Origin of the sequence: Methylibium sp. (assembly GCF_013817345.1) — a bacterium.
In the GTDB taxonomy this organism is placed as follows: Bacteria; Pseudomonadota; Gammaproteobacteria; order Burkholderiales; family Burkholderiaceae_C; genus Methylibium.
Genome location: NZ_JACDCW010000032.1, coordinates 18,191 through 38,054, shown reverse-complemented (window position 1 = coordinate 38,054; position 19,864 = coordinate 18,191). Strand labels below are relative to the sequence as shown.

Annotated in this window: 23 protein-coding genes and 1 pseudogene; 15 read left to right on the top strand and 9 right to left on the bottom strand. The window is 69.1% G+C overall.

Going from position 1 to position 19,864, the window contains the following annotated elements:
* The 12 genes from H0W40_RS08355 to fliR all read left to right on the top strand — a co-directional run.
* Positions 1-284: FliG C-terminal domain-containing protein (locus H0W40_RS08355; protein ID WP_292445261.1), on the top strand; the 284-nt coding region annotated here is incomplete at its 5' end.
* On the top strand, positions 268-1,347 hold the full coding sequence (locus H0W40_RS08350; protein WP_292445259.1) for a FliH/SctL family protein: 1,080 nt from the start codon (positions 268-270) through the stop codon (positions 1,345-1,347). The genes H0W40_RS08355 and H0W40_RS08350, both read left to right, overlap by 17 nt.
* Positions 1,344-2,795: a flagellar protein export ATPase FliI gene (gene fliI, locus H0W40_RS08345; RefSeq protein WP_292445256.1), complete on the top strand. Its 1,452-nt coding sequence runs from the start codon at positions 1,344-1,346 to the stop codon at positions 2,793-2,795. The genes H0W40_RS08350 and fliI overlap by 4 nt, the downstream gene beginning before the upstream one ends.
* A gap of 44 nt (positions 2,796-2,839) precedes the next feature.
* Positions 2,840-3,322, top strand: a complete 483-nt coding sequence (fliJ, locus tag H0W40_RS08340) for a flagellar export protein FliJ (protein WP_292445254.1) — start codon at positions 2,840-2,842, stop codon at positions 3,320-3,322.
* 139 nt (positions 3,323-3,461) lie between these two features.
* Positions 3,462-4,835 carry a flagellar hook-length control protein FliK gene (locus H0W40_RS08335; protein WP_292445251.1) on the top strand — a complete coding sequence of 458 codons (1,374 nt, stop codon included), beginning with the start codon at positions 3,462-3,464 and terminating at the stop codon, positions 4,833-4,835.
* A gap of 155 nt (positions 4,836-4,990) precedes the next feature.
* The gene (gene fliL / locus H0W40_RS08330) at positions 4,991-5,590 is read left to right on the top strand and encodes a flagellar basal body-associated FliL family protein (RefSeq protein WP_292445250.1); all 600 of its coding nucleotides are present in this window, start codon (positions 4,991-4,993) and stop codon (positions 5,588-5,590) included.
* 34 nt (positions 5,591-5,624) lie between these two features.
* The gene (gene fliM / locus H0W40_RS08325; RefSeq protein ID WP_292445247.1) at positions 5,625-6,626 is read left to right on the top strand and encodes a flagellar motor switch protein FliM; all 1,002 of its coding nucleotides are present in this window, start codon (positions 5,625-5,627) and stop codon (positions 6,624-6,626) included.
* A complete protein-coding gene (fliN, locus tag H0W40_RS08320; protein WP_292445245.1) occupies positions 6,619-7,056 on the top strand; it encodes a flagellar motor switch protein FliN in 438 nt (145 codons plus the stop codon). The genes fliM and fliN overlap by 8 nt, the downstream gene beginning before the upstream one ends.
* 16 nt (positions 7,057-7,072) lie before the next feature.
* Positions 7,073-7,441: a flagellar biosynthetic protein FliO gene (locus tag H0W40_RS08315; RefSeq protein ID WP_292445243.1), complete on the top strand. Its 369-nt coding sequence runs from the start codon at positions 7,073-7,075 to the stop codon at positions 7,439-7,441.
* 5 nt (positions 7,442-7,446) lie between these two features.
* Positions 7,447-8,235 carry a flagellar type III secretion system pore protein FliP gene (fliP, locus tag H0W40_RS08310; RefSeq protein WP_292445263.1) on the top strand — a complete coding sequence of 263 codons (789 nt, stop codon included), beginning with the start codon at positions 7,447-7,449 and terminating at the stop codon, positions 8,233-8,235.
* Positions 8,236-8,244: 9 nt separating this feature from the next.
* Positions 8,245-8,514 (top strand): flagellar biosynthesis protein FliQ, encoded by a 270-nt coding sequence (fliQ, locus tag H0W40_RS08305; RefSeq protein ID WP_292445242.1) that lies wholly within the window; start codon positions 8,245-8,247, stop codon positions 8,512-8,514.
* Between the two features lie 73 nt (positions 8,515-8,587).
* Positions 8,588-9,349 carry a flagellar biosynthetic protein FliR gene (gene fliR, locus H0W40_RS08300; RefSeq protein WP_292445240.1) on the top strand — a complete coding sequence of 254 codons (762 nt, stop codon included), beginning with the start codon at positions 8,588-8,590 and terminating at the stop codon, positions 9,347-9,349.
* A 676-nt stretch (positions 9,350-10,025) separates the two neighbouring features.
* Here the strand turns inward: fliR and H0W40_RS08295 are convergent.
* Positions 10,026-10,376, bottom strand: a complete 351-nt coding sequence (locus H0W40_RS08295) for a hypothetical protein (protein ID WP_292445238.1) — start codon at positions 10,374-10,376, stop codon at positions 10,026-10,028.
* Positions 10,377-10,554: 178 nt separating this feature from the next.
* On the opposite strand from H0W40_RS08295, the gene H0W40_RS08290 reads away from it, so the two are divergent.
* On the top strand, positions 10,555-11,223 hold the full coding sequence (locus H0W40_RS08290) for a M48 family metalloprotease (protein ID WP_292445236.1): 669 nt from the start codon (positions 10,555-10,557) through the stop codon (positions 11,221-11,223).
* A gap of 69 nt (positions 11,224-11,292) precedes the next feature.
* Here H0W40_RS08290 and H0W40_RS08285 read toward each other — a convergent pair whose 3' ends face one another.
* The 8 genes and pseudogenes from H0W40_RS08285 to H0W40_RS08250 all read right to left on the bottom strand — a co-directional run bounded on the left by H0W40_RS08285 (position 11,293) and on the right by H0W40_RS08250 (position 18,682).
* A complete protein-coding gene (locus H0W40_RS08285; RefSeq protein ID WP_292445235.1) occupies positions 11,293-12,171 on the bottom strand; it encodes a glycosyltransferase family 2 protein in 879 nt (292 codons plus the stop codon).
* Between the two features lie 9 nt (positions 12,172-12,180).
* Complete coding sequence (locus tag H0W40_RS08280) at positions 12,181-13,419, bottom strand: FAD-dependent oxidoreductase (RefSeq protein ID WP_292445232.1); 1,239 nt, start codon at positions 13,417-13,419, stop codon at positions 12,181-12,183.
* Between the two features lie 271 nt (positions 13,420-13,690).
* A complete protein-coding gene (locus tag H0W40_RS08275; RefSeq protein ID WP_292445230.1) occupies positions 13,691-14,527 on the bottom strand; it encodes a substrate-binding domain-containing protein in 837 nt (278 codons plus the stop codon).
* Between the two features lie 157 nt (positions 14,528-14,684).
* Positions 14,685-14,816: pseudogene (locus tag H0W40_RS08270) on the bottom strand (methyl-accepting chemotaxis protein); the annotation flags it as partial.
* A gap of 67 nt (positions 14,817-14,883) precedes the next feature.
* A complete protein-coding gene (locus tag H0W40_RS08265; protein ID WP_292445228.1) occupies positions 14,884-16,317 on the bottom strand; it encodes a GGDEF domain-containing protein in 1,434 nt (477 codons plus the stop codon).
* 21 nt (positions 16,318-16,338) lie between these two features.
* Positions 16,339-16,719: a GFA family protein gene (locus tag H0W40_RS08260; protein WP_292445225.1), complete on the bottom strand. Its 381-nt coding sequence runs from the start codon at positions 16,717-16,719 to the stop codon at positions 16,339-16,341.
* A gap of 76 nt (positions 16,720-16,795) precedes the next feature.
* Complete coding sequence (locus tag H0W40_RS08255) at positions 16,796-17,428, bottom strand: response regulator transcription factor (RefSeq protein ID WP_292445223.1); 633 nt, start codon at positions 17,426-17,428, stop codon at positions 16,796-16,798.
* Positions 17,429-17,518: 90 nt separating this feature from the next.
* Entirely contained in the window at positions 17,519-18,682 is a 1,164-nt protein-coding gene (locus H0W40_RS08250; RefSeq protein ID WP_292445221.1) for a histidine kinase, read from the bottom strand.
* 209 nt (positions 18,683-18,891) lie between these two features.
* On the opposite strand from H0W40_RS08250, the gene H0W40_RS08245 reads away from it, so the two are divergent.
* On the top strand, positions 18,892-19,362 hold the full coding sequence (locus H0W40_RS08245; protein ID WP_292445219.1) for a hypothetical protein: 471 nt from the start codon (positions 18,892-18,894) through the stop codon (positions 19,360-19,362).
* A 70-nt stretch (positions 19,363-19,432) separates the two neighbouring features.
* The gene (locus tag H0W40_RS08240) at positions 19,433-19,795 is read left to right on the top strand and encodes a response regulator (RefSeq protein WP_292445218.1); all 363 of its coding nucleotides are present in this window, start codon (positions 19,433-19,435) and stop codon (positions 19,793-19,795) included.
* The last annotated feature ends 69 nt before the right edge of the window (positions 19,796-19,864 follow it).

Sequence of the window (19,864 nt, the reverse complement as noted above, 5' to 3'; positions counted from 1 at the left end):
TGCTCAAGATCGACGACCGTGGCGTGCAGGCGCTGCTCAAGGAAGTGCAGAGCGAATCGCTCGTCATCGCGCTCAAGGGCGCCACGCCCGAGCTGCGCGAGAAGATCTTCACCAACATGTCCACGCGTGCGGCTGAGACGCTGCGCGAAGACCTGGAATCGCGCGGTCCGGTGCGCGTGTCCGAGGTTGAGGCCGAGCAGAAGGAAATGCTCAAGATCGTTCGCCGTCTGGCCGACGAAGGCCAGGTGGTGCTGAGTGGCGGCGGTGATGACAAGTTCCTCTGACCACAAGCCGGCCGCAGGCGCCGAAGCGCGCGACCCTGCAAGGCAAACCCTCGGGCGCGACCCGGCCCCATCGCCCGGCGGGCGCGACCCCGCCGCGCGCACGCGGCGCTTCGACGAACCCAAGGGCGCCTCTTTCGCCGAGCGCGCCGCGGCCGATGCGGCCCTTCATGAGCGCTCGCCTTTCAGCGCCGGTTCGGCTGCATCGTTCGCGAGCGGCACTAGCGCCAGCGCCGCCACGGGTGCGGGTGCAGGCACGGGTGCAGGTGCGGGCACGGGTGCGGCTGCAGGTGCCGGCGCGGGCGCGGGCGCGGGCACGCGTACCGGTACGCGAACCGGCACCGGCACACCCGGCGCCGCTGCGACGGCCGGCGCCGGCGGCAGCTACGCCCGCTTCATCCCACGCGAAGAAGTCAAGAGCTTCGCGGCCTGGACACCCGACAGCTTCGGCGCCACGGCGCCCCGCGCCGACCCGGGCGCCGGCGAGTCGGCCCCCGCCTCACCGCCCACCCCGGCCGAACTGGCCGCGCAGTTGCAGGCCGCCCGTCAGTCGGGCTACCAGGACGGCTACCGCGACGGCCTTGTCGCACTGGAGGCGTTCAAGCAAAGCTATGCGCAGCAGATCACCGCGCAGATGGGCACGCTGGCGGGCACCTATCGCGCCCAGCTCGAGCAGCTCGAGCACGGCCTTGCCGGGCAGGTGGCCGAGGTGGCTCTGGCCTTGGCGCGGCAGGTGGTCAGAAGCGAACTGACGACCCGGCCCGAGTTCGTTGCCGCGGTGGCGCAGGAGGCGCTGGCCGCTGCCGTCGTGGCCGCGCAGCAGGTGAGGGTGCACTTGCATCCCGCTGACCATGCGCTGGTGCAAACCCATGCCGGCGAGGCCCTGGCCGCGCGCGGCGCCCGCCTCGTGCCCGACGCGGCGCTCGCGCGCGGTGGCTGCGTGGTCGAGACAGAGATGGGAATCATCGACGCCAGCATCGAAGCCCGCTGGCGCCGCGCAAGCGCGGCGATCGGGCGGCCGAGCGAGTTCGAGGTGCAAGTGGCTAGCGAGGGCTCGGGGTCATGAGCACGGCCACTGCCCCGGCCGTGCCGGCGCCCACACCGCCGATCGCCCTGCCACCCACCTGGCAACGCTACCTCGACGACCTCAAATCCCACGCCACCGGCCCGCTGCCCCTCGAAGCGCAAGGCACCCTGGTGCGCGTCGCCGGCCTGGTGCTCGAAGCGGCCGGCATCCGCGTGCCGGTCGGCTCGGTGTGCGAAGTGCGCATGGACGGCCAGCCCCCCGTGCTGGCCGAAGTGGTCGGCTTCGCCGGCGATCGCGCCTACCTCATGCCCACCGGCGAGCTGCATGGCCTGGCCAGCGGCGCGCGCGTGGTGCCGCGTCCCACCACCACCGCGCCGCCCGTGCTCGGCGAACCCAGCCACCCCTGGCGGCGCAGCGAAGACCGCACCCGCCACCTGCCGATCGGTGACGGCCTCATCGGCCGCGTGGTCGATTCGCACGGCACGCCGCTCGACCGCCTGGGCCCGCTCGACAGCAGGCCCGGCGCCGTGCGCAACGAGCCGCTGGTGCGCCGCCCCATCAACGCGATGGAGCGCGACCCGGTGCGCCTGCCGCTCGACACCGGCGTGCGCGCCATCAACACCCTGCTCACCGTCGGCCGCGGCCAGCGCATCGGCCTGTTCGCCGGCTCGGGCGTGGGCAAGTCGGTGCTGCTCGGCATGATGGCCAAGTACACGGCGGCCGACGTGATCGTGGTCGGCCTCATCGGGGAGCGCGGCCGCGAGGTCAAGGAGTTCATCGAAGACATCCTCGGCGCCGAGGGCCTGGCTCGCGCCGTGGTGGTGGCTGCGCCGGCCGATGCGCCGCCGCTCACGCGCATGCAGGGCGCGAACTACGCCACCGCCATCGCCGAACACTTTCGTGATCGCGGCCAGCACGTGCTGCTGCTGATGGATTCGCTCACGCGCTACGCCATGGCGCAACGTGAGATCGCGCTGGCGATCGGCGAGCCGCCGGCCACCAAGGGCTATCCGCCGAGCTGCTTCGCCAAGCTGCCGCAGCTCGTGGAGCGCAGCGGCAACGGCCTGGCCGGCTGCGGCTCGATCACCGCGTTCTACACCGTGCTCAGCGAGGGCGACGACCAGCAGGACCCGATCGCCGACGCGGCGCGCGCCATCCTCGACGGCCACATCGTGCTCTCGCGGGAACTCGCCGAGTCGGGCCACTACCCCGCCATCGACATCGAGCGCTCGGCTTCGCGCGTGATGCACAACGTGGCCACGCCAGAACACCTGCAGGCCGCGCGGCGGCTGCGCCAGTGGTGGTCGCGCCACCAGAAGGCGCGCGACCTCATCGCGCTGGGGGCCTACGCGCCCGGTCACGACGCCGAACTCGACCTCGCGGTGCGCCATATCGACGCCATGCGCGCATTGCTGCAGCAAGACATGCACGAACCCGCCTTGCTCGACGCCGGCGTGCGGCAGCTTCGCAAGCTCACCGGCATCTGAGTCCCGTCTTTCCGTTTCAGTCAGAACCCGTTTCAGGAACCCCCATGTCCGACATCCTTGCCCTGCAGACCTTGCTCGAACAGGCGGGCGCCGCCCGCGACAAGGCGCTCGCCGCGCACCGGCACGCGCTCGCCTCCGTGCAGGCCGCGCAAGTGCAGGCCGGGCAACTGGCCGCCTACCGGCTCGAGTACGCCGATCGTTTCGGCAAGCAGTTCCAGCAAAGCGGCGCCATCGAGCTGCTGCAGTGCTACCAGGGCTTCATGTCGCGACTCGACGATGCGGTGACCCAGCAAGGCCACGTGGTGACCCAGGCCGCCGCGCGTGCCGACGACGCCAAGGCCACGCTGCTCGCCGCCGAACTGCGCGCGGCCTCGGTGCAAAAGCTGATCGAGCGGCGCACCGCCGAGGTCACCTTGCGCAGCGACCGCCGCGAGCAGAAAGCCACCGATGAATTTGCCGCGCGCGTTGCCTGGCAGCGCCTCGCGGCAGGGGGCGGGCCGGATGCGCTGGGTTTCGGCGCGGCCTGAGGGCGGAACGACACCGCAGCACGACGCCAGCCCAGCGCGGCAATCGTCGCCGGGGCTCGAGCGCCACGCCCGAACCTCATCGATACAACACAACGCGTCGCTTCCTCATCGCGAACGCACTGAACAGGAACCGCTTACCGTGAACCTGCACTTCAACGCGCAATCCGCTCTCGGCCTCGGCGCCGAGGCCTCGACGAATCCGCGTGCCGGCGGCAGCACCGGCTCGCCCGGCGCCTTCGCCGGCGTGCTCGGTGCGCAGGTCGAGCGCAACGGCGGCGGCGCGTACCACGGCAGTGCCTTCGACGTGCCCGAGGCCCGGCGTGAGCCGGCCAGCCGGCCCGCACCCGCGGCCGCGCCGCAAGCGCCTTCCTCGCGAACGTCTACCGAGCGGGCGCAGGCCGAACGTTCACAGTCCGAACGTGCCCGCGCTGCGCGTGCCGACGAAGCGCCCCCGCGCGAGCCGAAGCCCGCTGCCGGCAGTGAAGCCGAACGCGCGGCCGGCGGCCGAGCCGAGAGCGCGCGTGTCGCCTCGCGCAAGGACACGGCGGGTGAAGCCACCGCCTCGACCACTGAGGCAAGCGACGGCGATGCACGAGCCGAATCGGCCGCGACCGAAGCTTCTTCCGGCGCCGAAACGAATGCCGATCCGGCCGCCGAGGCCGCTGCGTCGCCGAGCGGCACGCCGCCGGTGCTCGAATGGCTGACGCGCTTCGGCCGCAATCTCGCGGCGGCCGATCGGGCACTCGGCGACACGGCCGGCGGCAGCGGTGCGGCGCTGCAAGCGCCAGGCGGGCGCGGCCTCGGTGAACTGCCCGGCACGGCCGCGGCCGCGCTCGGCGGCGACGATGCTGCCGGGGCCGGCGCTCAGCCCCTTCCCCCGACCGGCACGGCAGCTAGCGCCGAACTCGCGAAGGCCGCCACCGCCTCACCGGCTTTCGCCGCCGCAAGCGTCGGACCGGGACAAGGTGCAGCGCTTGCAGCGGAAGCGTCGCCTCTTCCAGCCGCCGCGAGCCTGAACCCGGCCCAGGCCGCCGCTGGCAGTGCCGCTACGCCGGCCTCGGCCTCGGCCGCAAGCGCCGCGCCGATGCTCGCGCTGGCCACGCCTGTGAATTCGCCCGACTTCGGGGCCGCTCTGGCCGCGCGGCTCACCCTGCTCGCGCAGGGCGGCGTGCAGCAGGCCCAACTCCAACTCAACCCGGCCGAGATGGGCCCGATCACAGTGCAGATTGCGCTCGACGGTGCGCAGGCGCAAATCGACTTCAGCGCGGCCCACGCCGGCACCCGCGAGGCGCTCACGTCGAGTCTGCCGGCGTTGGCTGCCGCCTTGCACGGCGCCGGCCTCACGCTGACCGGTGGCGGCGTCTCCGAGCAGCGCTCGGGAGCGGGAGAGTCGTCGTCGGGTGAGGGCGGCACGGCGCGTGGCGCCGGCGGGGATGCGGATGCCGGCGAGGTTCTTGCTCCTGCCAGCGCAGCGCTGCCGGGCGGGCGCGGTCTGCTCGATCTATATGCCTGAAAGGCCGGCCCGCGCCCTCCATATCCGCATCAGCAGCGGATTGAGCCGCCTTATCCCCGCATCAGCGCAGTAGCCCGCTCGAATAATCACTCTCATTCCCTGCGTGCGGCAGCTCCATCGCCGCCGCGCACGCCAGAGTGACCAAGGAGTTCCCGATGTCTGCAGCCGCGGCCGAAGCCGTCCCCGTTCCCGCGAAAAAGCCACGGCGCAAGCTGCCCAAGAAGCTGCTGGTGATCCTGGCGATCGTCGGCGTGCTGCTGGCTGGCGCCGCGGCGGCGACGGTGGTCGTGCTCAAGAAGAAGGCCGCCTTTGCGGCCGCGCTTGCCGGCGAGAACGGCACGCTTGCGGCCGACGAGGCGCGGGCGCTCCAGGACCAGGGCCGACGCAACCCCGGCAAGCCGCCCACCTTCTTGCCGCTCGATCCTTTCGTGGTGAACCTCGCCGACCGCGAGCAGGAACGCTATGCGCAGATCGGCATCACCCTGCAGATCGACAACGCCGAGGTCGCCGAGCAACTCAAGGCCTACATGCCGGCGATCCGCAACGGCGTGCTGATGATCCTGGCCCACAAGAGCTCGGCCGAACTGCTCGAGCGCGCCGGCAAGGAGCAACTGGCCGCCGAGATCATGCGCGAGTCGGTGCGCCCGTTGGGCATCGAAGTGGCGCCCGCGTCCCCGGTGGCCGGCCGGCCGCGTGTGCCGGCGGTGCACAACCCGGTCGAGAAGGTTCACTTTTCCAGTTTCATCATCCAGTGATGAAACCGTTCACCGTCTCCACCCGGCTCGTGCGATGAATCAGCAGATCCTTTCGCAAGACGAAGTCGACGCGCTGCTGCAGGGCATCACCGGCGAGAGCCAGAAGCTCGAGACCGAGGCGGTCGAGACCGGCGCGATCCGCGACTACAACCTGGCCAGCCAGGAGCGCATCGTGCGTGGGCGCATGCCCACCATGGAGGTCATCAACGAGCGCTTCTCGCGCAACATCCGCGTGGGGCTGTTCAACATGATCCGGCGCACGCCGGAGGTGGCCGTCGGCGGCATCAAGGTGCAGAAGTACAGCGCCTTCCTGCGCGAGATCGTGGTGCCGACCAACTTCAACATCATGTCGGTGCGCCCGCTGCGCGGCTCCGGGTTGATCGTGTGCGACCCGACCTTGGTGTTCGCGGTGATCGACGCCCTCTTCGGCGGCGCAGGCAAGTTCCACACGCGCATCGAGGGGCGCGATTTCTCGCCGACCGAGCAGCGCGTGATCACGCGCCTGGTCGATGTGATCGCGGCTGAATACAAAAAGGCGTGGGCCGGTGTGTACCCGATCGATCTGGAATACCAGCGCTCGGAGATGCAGCCGCAGTTCGCGACCGTGGCCGCGCCCAGCGAGATCGTCGTGACCTGCTCGTTCACGCTGGAAATCGGCGAGACCAGCGGCACCATTCACTTCTGCATTCCCTACGCCACGCTCGAGCCGATCCGCGACACGCTGTATTCGGCGACGGTGGGCGACTCCAACGAGCCCGACCGCCGCTGGGTCAAGCTGCTCACGCAGCAGATCCAGGCCGCCGAGGTGGAGCTCGTCACGGAGCTGGCCACCGCGCCCGCGACGGTGGAGCAACTGCTCTCGCTCAAACCGGGCGACTTCATCGAGCTCGACCTCGAGCCGATCGTCAAGGCCAAGGTCGACGGCGTGCCGGTGTTCGACTGCCACTACGGCACGAGCAACGGCAAGTACGCGATCAAGATCGACCACCTGCTGACGAACCACAACCCCCACTGGTTGGGAGACCACAATGGCTGACGCCAAACCGACCGCAGACAACACCGCCCAGGACGACTTGGCCGCCGAATGGGCCGCCGCGCTCGAGCAGCAGGAAACGGCCCACGAGGTCATGGCGCCGGCCGAGCAGGTGTCGCCGGCGCCGTTCACGAACTTCACGCCCACAGGTAACGGCGGCGCGGGCAACGACATCAACATGATCCTCGACATCCCGGTGCAGCTCACCGTGGAGCTGGGCCGCACGAGGATCCCCATCAAGCACATCCTGCAGCTCGCGCAGGGCTCGGTGGTCGAGCTCGACGCGATGGCCGGCGAGCCGATGGACGTGCTGGTCAACGGCTACCTGATCGCGCAGGGCGAGGTGGTGGTCGTCAACGACAAGTTCGGCATTCGCCTGACCGACATCGTCACGCCGAGCGAGCGCATGCGCCGGCTCAGCCGCGGCATGTGAGAAGGCGCCTTCCGACATGAACGGTTCTCTCGGGCTGGGCCTGCTGTGGTTCGTCCTCATCCTGGCCGCCATTCCGCTCGTGCTGTGGCTGCTCAAGCGCACCCCCTACGGAGCGGCGATGGGCGCGATGAGCCGCACGGATGCCGTGATGCGCACGGTGGGCGCCTTGCCGCTGGGCCCGCACCAGCGCGTGCTCACCGTCGAGGTGGGGCAGGGCGAGGAGCGCCGCTGGCTGGTGCTGGGCGTCACGCCGCAGGCCATCAATGTGCTGCACACGCTCACGCCGCAGGCCGAAGTGCCGGGCGCGCCGGCGCCAGAAATGCCGTTCGCGGCGCTGCTGAGCAAGGTGCGCGGCGCATCAGCCAAGCAAGCGCCATTGCAATGAAATTGATGGGCTACTTTCTTGCGCGCCACCGCCGCGCGGCGCTGATCGCGTGCGTATCGGTGTTGTCGGCCGTTCCTGCAGCGGCTTTAGCGCAGGCCGCCGGCGCACCCGCAGCGCCCGGTGCCGCGCTGCCGCTGCTGATCGGGCAGGGCGCGGGCGGCACCAGCTACTCGGTGCCGATCCAGACTCTGCTGTTCTTCACAGCGCTCAGCTTTCTGCCGGCGGTGCTGCTCATGATGACGGGCTTCACCCGCATCGTCATCGTGCTCAGCCTGCTGCGCCAGGCACTCGGCACGCAGTCGGCGCCGCCCAACCAGGTGATCGTGGGCTTGTCGCTGTTCCTCACCTTGTTCGTGATGGGCCCGACCATCGACCGCGTCTACGACCAGGCCTACGCGCCCTTCACCGCCAACCAGATCGCCTTCGACGAGGCGCTCGCTCGTGGCGAGGTGCCCATGCGCGAATTCATGCTCAAGCAGACGCGCCAGAGCGACCTGATGCTCTTCGCCCGCCTGGCCAAGCTGGACGCTTCGGTGAAGTCCGAGGACGCGCCGTTTCGCGTGCTCGTGCCGGCCTTCGTGACCAGCGAGTTGAAGAGCGCCTTCCAGATCGGCTTCCTGATCTTCATTCCCTTTTTGATCATCGACATGATCGTCGCCAGCGTGCTGATGAGCCTGGGCATGATGATGCTCAGCCCGGTGCTGGTGGCGCTGCCCTTCAAGCTGATGCTGTTCGTGCTGGCCGACGGCTGGAACCTGCTGCTCGGCTCGCTCGCTGCATCGTTCGCCACCTGATCGGCCACCATGGATCCGCAACAAGTCTTCACCATCGGCCAGCAGGGCCTGTACCTCCTGCTGCTCATCTCGGCGCCCATGCTCATCACGGTGCTGGTGGTGGGCCTCGTGATCAGCGTGTTCCAGGCCGCCACGCAGATCAACGAGCAGACCCTGTCCTTCGTGCCGAAGCTGATCGCGGCCGTGGCGGTGCTTTCGATCGCCGGGCCGTGGATGCTCACCACGATCGTCGATTACCTGCAGCGCACGCTGCAGTCGATACCGACCGTGATCGGGTGAACGACTCCCTCTCCCTCTGGGAGAGGGTTGGGGTGAGGGCCAGCCGGTCCCCCCGCGAAAGCCCAGCCACACCATGCTGACCGTCACCGAAGCCCAACTCACCGCCTGGCTCAGCCCGCTCATCTGGCCGTTCCTGCGTGTGCTGGCGCTCTTCACCAGCGCGCCGCTGCTGTCGATGCGCGGCGTGCCGGTGCGGGTGAAGGTGGCGCTGGCCTTCTTCATCACCGTCGCCGCGCAGGCTTCGCTGCCGCCGGCGCCGGTGATCGCGCTGGACAGCGCCCTTGCGCTCGAGGCGGTCGTGCAGCAACTGCTGATCGGCCTTTCGCTCGGCTTCGCCGCACGCATCGTTTTCGCCGGAATCGAGTACGCGGGCGAACTCATCGGCCTGCAGATGGGCCTGAACTTCGCGTCCTTCTTCGACCCCATCGCCGCCAGCCAGTCGACCGCGGTGAGCCGCTTCTTCGGCACCACCGCGGCGCTGCTGTTCGTGGTTATGAACGGCCACCTGCTGCTCACCGCGGCAGTGATCCAGAGCTTTCACGCCTTTCCGGTGGGCGAGGCGCCGCTGGCCTTCTTGCGCATGGTGCAGCCGCAGGTGTGGGGCGCCGAGGTGTTTCGCCTGGGCGTGTGGATCGCGCTGCCCATCGTGACCATGCTGCTGTTTGCCAACCTGGTGCTCGGCGTGGTGTCGCGCGTGGCCACTCAGATGAACATCTTCGCGATCGGCTTTCCGATCACGCTGGCGGTCGGACTCATCGGCATCACCGTGACGCTGCCGTTGATGGAGGTGCCTTTCACGATGGCGCTGGAGCGTTTGCTCGCGCAATTCGGTTAGAGCGGCCTGCTGCAGTGAAGGCAGGGGCCGCTGCCCGGCGGCCCCGAGGCGTTCGTTTTTTTATCTCGTTGCGGGCGCCGGGGTGATCGGTGGCACGGTCGTGCCTGGAGGCGTCGTCATCGGCGGCACCGGATCCGGCGTCGTGGTGGACGGCGGCAGCGTCGGGGGCGGCACCGTGCTCATCGGGGCACCCGGCATCGTTCCAGGCTGAGCCGGCGACACCGTTCCAGGAACCGTGCCGGGCACGGTCGTCTGAGGCGGCAGGGTGCCAGGAACCGTACCGGGCGGCGCGGTGTCGGGAACCGTGCCGGGAAGTGTGCCCGGGCTCGCAGTGCCGGGAGTTGTCGAGCCCGTCGAGCCAGGCTGCACGGTCATGCCGGGCGATGGCGCAGCCGGCGACGTGCCGGTGGCTGCCGCAGGCGGCGGCAGGTCGACGATCGCACCGGCCGCCGGGGCCGTGGGCGACGGCGTGGGCATCGTGCGGGAGCCGGTGGAAGTCTGGGCGAATGCGGTGCCGGTGACGGCGAGTACCGCAGCCGCGAGTGTGGTGGAAAGCTTCATGAGATGCCTTTCGACAAGGACAGTAGTCCTGGGGTGCGGCAAGTCGCGTTCCTTGCGGGAGCCTTTGGCCGCATCAGCCTGCATCAGGCGTTCGGCGCGAGAGCCGTGGTGCTGGCTAGCGCCGGGGCTTGTCTGTCGAAGGCGGCGTGGTCTTCGGCTCGCCTTCGCCGTGAGCCCAGTCGGTGGTGGCGCGATCATCCGGCGTTCCAGCCTTGCGCTCCATATCGGTGATGGCGCGTTCGTCATGATTGGCCGACTGCCCGTTCGGCGGCGGCGAGCCGCCGTCCGCGGTGCGCTGTCCCGTCGCCGGTTCCTGCTGTTGCGGCCGGCCTTGCTGGCTGCCGGCCTGGCCGGTGTCACGCGAGTCGGCGGAGAGTCCCGCCTGATCGCCGGGCCCACCTTGCACCAGAGACTCGTCCTGCCGTGGGCTCCTGTGCGCGGTCCTGTCGGTTGCCGGTTTGCTCATGGCGCCCTCCTGTCGCATTGCAATCCTGCCGACTGGCAAAGGCTGTTCCCGGCGCTGCTATCACCCGCTGCTCTCACCCTTTGAGCGCGCTGGCGAAGCGGCCCACGCTGGGTCCTTGCGTTAGGCACGTTGCTTGCACTACGTCGGTAGATACCCCTAGCCCAGTCTGGAGCCCCTCATGCGTGCTGCCGTCCTCACATCGACTCTGGTGCTTTCGCTGTGCTTCGCGGCCCCGGCGTGGGGCGGTGAGAGCATCGAGCAGGTGCTTGAACGGTCTCAGCAGATGCAGTTCGATTCGCTGGCCGCGCAGCAAGTGCATGCCGACAGCCGCGAGGCGCGCATCGTGGAGGCCAGCTTCGAGCACCTGCTCACCAAAGTGGGCACGCCGGTGGCGGTGCGCCTGATGGTGGTGCGCGGGCCGATGCTGGCAGTCTGCCTGCTGGGTCGCATCGTCGTTGCCAATGCCTCGTTGGCCGACATGAGCGAAAGCGAGCGCCAGTTCATCCTGGCCCATGAACTCGGCCATGTTTCGCACGGCCACTGGAACCAGCTCTCGAGCCTTTACAAGAAGTACATCCCCGACGAAGTGGTGCGGCAAAAGACGGATGCCGTCGCCGGCCCGCTCGGCCGTGAGGCTTCGCAACTCGCACACGATCAGGAATACGAAGCGGACGCCTTCGCGCACGACGTGCTGCACCGCATGGGCCAGCCGGGCAACACCGCCGAGCTGTTGTTTCGCCGCCTGCCGATGGTCAAGCGCACCGCCACTCACCCCGGTACGCACGAACGCCTTTCCCACATCCGTTCACTTCAGGCGCGCGACAACCACCCGATGGCCGCGCGGTGAAGCTTTCGCAGAACGACCGCATCGACACGGCCGGCACGGCAATCGCCGAGGGCGTGCCCGCGCTGCGACTCACCGAGCCGGCAACGAGGATCGCGTCGCCCGTGCCACGCTGCGTGCCGCCGATAGCGCCCAGCGCACGACCCAGTAGCCGCTGAAATCCGCCGCCAGCCGCATGCGCTCGTTCACGGGCAGATCGGCGCGCAGGATCTCGGTCAGGCAGGCAAGCGTGACGGCGACGCGCTTGTGCGCGCTCCAACGCCATGACTTCGACAGCCCCTCGTGGCTCCACACCTTGCGCACGAGCGGCTGCGGCACGCGCACGAATGCGCCGAGCAGGCTCAGGTGCAGCAGCCACGGCCAGTCGGCGCAGAACTCGCCGCCGAGATGCCGGCGCATGCCGCCTACGCGCACGGCCGCGGACTTGCGAAACAGGCCGCGGTTGGGCAGCCACCACAGGCCGGTGCGCTGCGCGAGCACGGCCAGCCGCTCGCGCGCAGTGCCCAGCCCGTCGAGCTCGGTGTAGCTCATGGGGCGCACCCACGACTCGCTTTCGCCGCGAAAGTCAACGACCGCATCGGTGAAGGCGAGCACCGCGTCGGGGGAGCATTCCAGCGCGTCGACCAAGGCCTGCACGTAGCCGGGCTCCAGCGGATCGTCGTGGAAAGCGAAGAACACGTACTCGGCCTCGGCACGTTCGAGCAGCCAGTTCACGTTGCCGATCCAGCCGAGGTTGCGCGCTTGGCGGTGCACCGCGAACTGCGGGCGGCCTTCGGCGAAGCGCCGGCACAGATCGAAGCTGCCGTCGGGCGAGGCGTCGTCGGAGATCAACACCTGCAGGTTCGCGTAGGTCTGCGCGGCCAGCGATTGCAGCGTGGGCTCGATGAACCCTGCCGCCTTGTACGTGGGCATGCAGGCCACCACGCGCGGCGTGCGTTCGGTTGGGCTCATGGTCGACGGCTACAGCGCTTGCAGAACCTTGCTCGCCGCCTGCTGGCCGAACATCGGCGCGGTGGTCAGCTTGCCGGGGTCAAGCGAGTGATAGCCACCGTGCGAGTTGACGCCCACGCGCGTGCGGTCGTGCAGGCCGCTGGCGGGATCGTTCACGTCGGTGCTGCCGTAGCCGACGATGGCGCCCGCATCCACCAGCAGCGGCTCGCACCCGGCCGCGCCCGGATACCACTCGTCGATCGCGCCCAGCACCTCCTTCGCCACGGCAGCCGCCTCGTCGATCGACAGCTCGGCGCGGCAGGGCGCGTCCCACGAATGGGGCGGCGCGAGATCGTGCGACCAGCCCTTGCAGCCGAGCGGGTACCAGGAGAAGTAGGCTGTGCCGTCGTCGCGCACCACCACGTCGCCGTAGGGGCCGAGCACCATGGTCACCGACGGCGCCTGCCGCATGGCCTGCGGCAGGCGCGCGATCACGCGGTACTTCAGGCGGTGCACCCAGCCGGGCGGCGGCACGAGGCCGAGGCCCTGATCGATCCGCAGGCGGTCTTCCCACAGGCAATTGACGACCTGCTCCGAACGGATCGCCCAGGGGCCCGACGGCCCCTGACCCGTGACGACGAAGCCGGGGCCGTCGATCGCAACCGAATCGACGCGGTGCGAGACACGCAACTCGATGAGTGGATGCTTGGCGAGCGCCTCGCGCACCAGGTGCGCGAGCTGGGCCGTGTCCACCGCGACTTCGGCTGTCTCGAACGCCGCCGCGAAGCGCTCCATGCGCAGGTGGGCCGACAGCCGGGCGGGGTCGTCGCGCACGGTCAGCCGCTCGGGCCGCGTGCCCATGTAGTCGAGCGCCGGCATGAGTGCGCGCTGTTCGTCGTAGAGGGTTTGCACCGCCGCGTAGTGGGCTTCGAGCTGGTCGGCATTCAGCAACGAGTCCTTGGCCACGAGGTAGTGAAAGGGCGTGGATCGCCGCAGCGTGTCGGCCACCGGGCCGAGCCAGCGGCGCAGGTGCGTGCTGAACGTCAGCGCGCCTTCGAGCTGCAGCCGGGCCGTGGCGAGCGAGCGGTCGTTGGCATAGATGAGGCCGAGGTGGATCTTGCCTTCGTTGCGCAGACTCGCGCGCGAGAAGGGCAGCGCATCGCGCTCGATCAGAGTGACCGCCACACCCTGCGTCGCGAGCTCCAGCGCGACGCTGGCACCGGACAGGCCGGCGCCGAGGATGGTGACGGAGCGGTTCTCATAGGTCACGCCTTTGCCTGCAACAGCCACGTGTGCTCCCCGGGATGCATCGGTGCTCGATCATGCAGGACCGTCGCGCGGTTTGCGTTGCGCTTTGGCGATTCGGCGCCCCCGAACGAGGGGGCTCACGGGCAGCAGCAACGGCGCAATCGCGACATCGGCCCTGCGCAGGCCGCCGGCGGCGTACACGATGATCGCGGCGCTCTGTGCCGTTGCGACCGGCGCCGCGCCAGCGCGATCAGACCGGCCGCCGCGGCGCCGCCGAGCGTGCGGCCCGTGCTCACTGCTGCGCGTTCGGGAAAAAGAGCTGTTCGCCGCCGATCTTGTACGCCGCGATGGCCTGCTGCCCGGCCGGCGAGACGATCCAGTCGACGAAGCGCTGCGCGGCCTGCTTTTTCACGTGCGGATGACGCTCGGGGTTCACCACCATCACGCCGTACTGGTTGAAGAGGCGCTTGTCGCCCTCCACCAGGATCGCCAGATCGCGACGGTTCTTGAACGACAGCCAGGTGCCGCGATCAGCGAGCGCGTAGCTGCCGCTCGACGCAGCGATGTTGAGCGCCGGGCCCATGCCGCAGCCGCATTCCTTGTAGCCCGCGAAACGCTTCGCAGGCGCCTCGACGCCGGCTGCTTTCCAGTAGCGCAGTTCGGCGGCATGGGTGCCGCTCTTGTCGCCGCGCGAGACGAACGGCTGGTCGGCGCTGGCCAGTTTGCCGAGAGCGGCGGTGATGTCCGAGCCCTTGATGCCGGCCGGGTCGCTCTTGGGACCGATGAGGACGAAATCGTTGTACATCACCGGCTGGCGCTTCAGGCCGAAGCCGTCGGCCACGAATTTTTCCTCGGCCGCCTGGTCGTGCACGAACACCACGTCGGCGTCGCCGCGCCGACCCATGTCCAGCGCCTGCCCGGTGCCCAGTGCGACGACCTTGATGTCGATGCCGGTGGCTTTCTTGAATGCCGGCAGCAACGCACCGAACAGGCCGGACTGCTCTGTGGAGGTGGTGGAGGCCACGACGATGGACTTCTCCTGCGCCGCCGCCGCCGCGATGGAGACGACCGCCGAGCTCAGCGGGATCAGCAAGGAGATCAGGGCGCGGCGGGAGAGGGCGAGGGGCATGGCAGGCAGGCAGCGGTGGCGATGCGTCGATTGTTCGCTGCCGCTCGCGCCTTGGCGATATGAGGTGGTCTGCATAGCGCCGGCTTCCTTGCCCCTCGGCGGCCGTTGCCTGCGGCAGGCAACCGCACGCGCCTCAAACCCGAAACACCGCCAGGCGAGTGCGCTGCGCCGGGCTGCGCACTTCGGCGGCCACGACCGCGAAGCCGCGTCCCTGCTCGCCGGCCCGTGCCGCTTCCACCGCGGCGTTGACCGCAAGGATGTCATATCGACTTGAACGCCCCACGATTGAGCGGTGCGGGCTCAGGGTTTGCCCCGAACTTGCTCCAGACTGACGCTGGAAAAGCACCGGCGATCGTTCAGCCCAGCGCTTGCGGAAAGCCCGGCCTGCCTGCCGCCTGCGCGCGGTCTCCGCCGTCTTTCTTGGCCCGGTACATGGCCATGTCGGCCTGCCCGATCAGTTGCATGGAGTCGACGCCGTCCTGCGGATACAGGGCAATGCCGATGCTCGGTGCGACGGACAGGCGCTGGCCGTCCAGCTCGAACGGCTGGCCGAGCGTCTTGCGGATCTTTTCTGCCACCAGCGAGGCGTCTCCGGGAGAGCGGATGCCCCCCAGCAGCACGATGAACTCGTCGCCCCCGACGCGCGCGACCGTGTCCGATTCGCGCACGCATTGCTTGAGTCGCCGTGCAAATTCCTGGAGCAGCAGATCGCCCGCGGTGTGCCCCAGGCTGTCGTTGACGTGCTTGAACTTGTCGAGATCGACGTAGAGAAGTGCAAGTTGCGAATCGTCCCGTTGAGCCCGTGCGAGCGCCGTTTGCAAGCGGTCCTGGAAGAGCTCGCGGTTCGGAAGATCGGTCAGCGGATCGTGCCGGGCGATGTGCTGCAAACGCGTTTGCGCCTGCTTTCTCTCGATCGCGGCAGCGACCTGCGTGCAAACGTACTGCAGCAACTCGATGTCGCGTTCGGCGTACCGCGCATCCGCCGAATAGTTCTTCACCACCAGCGTGCCGATGATGCCGCTCTGGGCGCGAAGAGGAACGCCGAGCCAATCGAGTGCGTCCGGGCCGAAATCGGCCTCGGCCCGCTCGGGCGCGCCGGTTGCGACATCGCGTTTGACGTGAAGCGTTCGCCCCGTGCGGATGACCTCTGCGCTCAACGTCGCCGAATCGAGCTTTTGCGCTGCGGGCGCCTCCAGATGGTCATCGACATGGTAGGGAAAGCTCAACTGATCCTGGTTCCAGTCGTAGAGCGCGACGAAGAAACCCGCGGCCGGCAACAGCCTGCCGATGATCTGGTGGATCTGCTCGAATAGCGCGAGCAGGTCCTGCGCGCAGTGCGCCGCTTCGGAAATGGCGTAGAGCGCGGCCTGCATGGATTCGGCGCGCTTCTTTTCCGTGACGTCGCGCGCGACGGCCACCCGCACCTGATCGTCGGGCGACCAACGGGCCGACCACATGATGTGGACGATGCGGCCGTCCTTGCGAACGTACCGGTTCTCGAAATGCGGCTCGTGGGTCCCCGAGACGATCTCGTCGACCGCGAGCAGGGTTCTCGCGCGATCCTCATGGAACACCAGGTCGATCATCGGCCGGCCGACAACCTCTTCGGGCGCGTAGCCGAAGATGCGCTCGAACGCGGCGCTGACGAAGGTGAATCGCCCCTGCGTGTCGACGATGCAGACGGCGTCGAGCAGCAGGTCCAGCACATGGGCCAGGGGAACGTGGCGATCGGCCTTCATCCGAAACGCCGCGGGCGTGCGTAGATTCAGGTCGTGTATCGGTGCGTTCATTCCTGTGCTCGCCGAGACAGCTCAGCGTCGCCCCGGCTCGGTCTGCGGGTACTGCGGCAATTCATCGCGGATGTCCCACCACCCCGCCTTCGACGCCACGTGAATGTGAGCACTCGGCCTTGCGGCAATGGGGGTGTCGAGCGTGCCGATGCGAAGGCGAACCCATTCGGGGGCGCCTTCGCGGTGGCTGTGGATGGGCGAGCCGCACCGGCCGCAGAAGCTGCGCCATTTGCCGGGCGACGAGGCATGGGCGCGCAACTCATCGGCGCCAGCAAGCAGCCGGAAGTCGGCCGAGCGCACCGGCGCATTGGCCGCGAAGGCGGAGCCTTGCGCCTTGCGGCACTGGCTGCAATGGCACAGCACGATGGCGCCGAGCGCGCCGGCGGCGACTTCGTAGCGCACGGCGCCGCACAGGCAGCCGCCTTGCAGCGGTGGGGCAACCGCCGGTGCCGGCTCTGGTGTCGCGCTTGGTACGGGCTCAGACCAACCCGTTGCGGATGGCATAGACCGTCATCTCGGAATTGTTGGTCAGGCCCAGCTTCTCCAGCACCCGGGCCCGGTACACGCTCACCGTCTTGGGGCTCAGCGTGAGTTCGGTGGCGATGTCGGAGAGCCGCTTGCCCGAGGCGATGAGCACGAGTGTCTGCAGTTCGCGGTCGGACAGCTTTTCGTGCGCCACGCCGGTGGCCGGTTGCGTGAGGCTCTCGGCGAGCATCTGCGCGGTCTCGGGAGTGATGTACTTGCGGCCCTGGGCGACCATGCGCACGGCCGCCACGAGCAGCTGCGTGTCGCTGCCCTTGTTGACGTAGCCGAAGGCGCCGGCGCGCAGGGCGCGGATGGCGTACTGGTCTTCGGGGTGCATGGAAACCACCAGCACGCGCATGGCCGAGTGCTCGTCCTTGAGCACCTGCAGCACATCGAGGCCGCTGCGACCTGGCATGTTGATGTCGAGCACCAGCACGTCGCAACTCGTTTCGCGCAGCAGGCTGCGGAGCTCGCCGTAGTCGCCCGCCTCGCCGACCACTTCTATGTCGTGCGCGTCGGCCAGCGTGTCGCGGATGCCGCGCCGGATGAGGGCATGGTCGTCGCACAGGATGACGCGGATGCTCATCGCTCTGTCTCCTCTCCCAGAGGGAGAGGAAGCGATACAGGGACTGACGTGGGCTGCCTCATGCAGGCAACTCTACCGTGCAGAGCGCGCTCAGAGCATGTCCCACGATGTCGGGTCGTCGGCATCGCGGTTCGGGGCCTCGTCGAGCGCGCCGGCTTCGGTGTCGCCGCCGCTGTCGAGCGGCACCGACAGGATGATCGTGGTGCCGCTCGCCCCGCTGGAAAGATCGACCCAGCCGCCGACCTGCGCGGCGCGTTCGCGCAAGCCGCGAATGCCGAACGAGCGCGCCTTCGACAGATCCTGCTGCGAAAGACCGCGGCCGTTGTCGCTCACCTCCAGCGAGAGCACGCGCCCGGCGATGGTGAGGTCGACCTGCGCGCGCGTAGCGAAGGCGTGCTTGCTGATGTTGGTGAGCGCCTCCTGCGCCGTGCGGTAGGCAGCCAGCGGCACGCCCGGCGGCAACGGTGGCAGCTCCTCGTGGCTGACGCGAAAGCTGGTGAGCACGCCATTGCGTCGCTCGAAGCGCTGCGTCATCCACTGCAGCGCCGCCACCAGCCCTTGCTCGAGGATGGCGGGGCGCAGGTTGTGCATGATCCGCTGGCTCGATTCGATCGCCATGCTCACCGTCTCGAGCGCGCCTTGCGCGCGCTGCGCCATGGCGGGGTCGGTGGCGCGGCGCTCGATCCAGGCAAGGTCGAACTTCAGTGCGGTCAGCGAGCCGCCCACGTCGTCGTGGATCTCGCGGGCGATGGCCGCTCGCTCGGCCTCCACGCTGGCCTGCAGGTGCTGGGCCAGCTCGCGCAGGCGCTGCTCGCTCTGGCCGAGCGCCAGGTCGGCAGCCTGCCGGGCGCGCTGCGCCAGCGTGCCTTCGATGGCGTGCAGCATCGCCGGCACCAGCCGTGACAGGTTCTCCTTGAGCAGGTAGTCGTTGGCGCCGTTGAGCATGGCCTGCACGGCGACCTGCTCGCCGATCTCTCCGGAGACCAGGATGAAGGGCATGAGCAGGTTGCTCTCGCGCAGGATTTCCAGCGCGTCCAGGCCGGAGAAGCCGGGCAGGTTGTAGTCGGACAGGACCACGTCCCAGGGCTCGGCGAGCGCGGCGCGGTAATCGGCTTCCGACTCCACGCGCACGGCGTCGGCATCGAGCCCGCCGCGCTGCAGGTGGGCGAGGGTGAGCTGGTGGTCGAGTTCGGAGTCCTCGAGGTGCAGCACGCGCAGGCGCATGAGCGGGGCGGTCGAAGGCGCGTCGGGCATCGCAGGCAGGGCCGGTGTCGGGGCAGGTGTCGCAGCGGAAAAGGGCGGCAAAGAGCCGGGTGATCTTGCCACTGCCCGCGAGCGATACGGCAAAGAATTATCTCAACCGGTGCAGTCGGGCCGACCGCTGCGGGCGCCTGCGCCGCCAGCGTGCGTGTCCCTCTGTCAGTCCCCCGCCGATGCCGAACAGCCCGCCAGGTCACAAGTCGATGAACCCGATTGCACCAGACTCCTGCTCGCCCCCGAGTGCCGGCAACGCCGCAGCGATGCCGCCGCTGATGGCGGCCGACCTCCAGGACCACCTGATGACGGCCAGCCACGATCTCGATCGCCTGCAGCGCCTGCTCGCCGACACCTGCGACACGCTCCTGGCGCGCTTTGCCGGCGCGCACCGCCTGCTCGACACATTGAGCGCACCGAGCCTGCCGTCTGCGGCGGCGAGCGCGGCGCAGGACGCGCGCCTTCAGCTCGCTGAAGCGGTCGTGGCGCTGCAGTTCCAGGACATGGCCTCGCAGCTCATCACCCACACCCACCAGCGGCTGCGCAACTGCGCCGACCAGATCGCGCGCGACGCCTTCGGGCCCGACGTCGAGGGCGAGGCGGTGGTCGCCACCGCGCCGCTGCGGCCCAACCCCGTCACGCAAGACGAGATGGACGCCGGCTCCATCGAGCTGTTCTGAGCGCAGCGCGCCACGCCGCTCAAGTCAGCCCCCGAACCACCGATATCCCCCGAGTAATCCGGAGAGCGCAATGCATTCAATCCTGGCCGTGGACGATTCCGCTTCGATGCGGCAGATGGTGTCCTTCACCCTCAAGAGCGCCGGCTACAACGTCACCGAGGCCGTGGACGGCCAGGACGCCTGGGAGAAGGCCGGCGCCGGCCGGTTCGACCTCGTGCTCACCGACCAGAACATGCCGCAGCTCGACGGCATCGGGCTGACCAAGAAGCTGCGCGGACACCCGCAGTTCAAGAACACACCGATCCTGATCCTCACCACCGAGTCGAGCGATCAGATGAAGCAGCTCGGCCGCGCCGCAGGCGCCACCGGCTGGTTGGTCAAACCCTTCGATCCGGCCAAGCTGCTCGAAGTGATCGGCAAAGTCATTCGCTGAAATGAACTGCCCCCAAGCTCACTCCGTTCGCTGCCCCCCGAGGGGGCGCGCCGCCCTCTTGGGGCGGCC